At 57.1% G+C, this 268-nt stretch carries 1 protein-coding gene; it reads left to right on the top strand.

Going from position 1 to position 268, the window contains the following annotated elements; all coding sequences use genetic code 11:
* The coding region (locus OH705_RS27505) for a hypothetical protein (protein WP_416383608.1) at positions 1-268 on the top strand (268 nt) is incomplete at both ends.

The raw sequence follows: 268 nt of genomic DNA, 5'->3' as shown, positions 1-268 counted from the left end.
GAAGAATCCTTACGCAATCGGAGGCGTCGAGTACAAGGCTCTTGAAAACTACAGAGACCCACACACGGGATATCAAGTCGCGGTCTACCAGCGAGTGGATGCCAGTGAGCTCATTCTCGCCCAACGCGGTACAGAGAAGGCGGAGAGACTTGGGGAACTGTTGAGCGATGGCATCATGGTGGCGTTGCGCCTGAATCCGCAGGCAGAGGATGTCATCGCGCTAACGCCGCGTGCGCTCGACTATGTAGAACGGGATGGCAGGAAGCCT

Origin of the sequence: Pseudomonas sp. BJa3 (assembly GCF_026343815.1) — a bacterium.
In the GTDB taxonomy this organism is placed as follows: domain Bacteria; phylum Pseudomonadota; class Gammaproteobacteria; order Pseudomonadales; family Pseudomonadaceae; genus Aquipseudomonas; species Aquipseudomonas soli.
The sequence above is the reverse complement of the archived record's forward strand: the minus strand, read 5'-3'. Positions and strand labels throughout refer to the sequence as shown.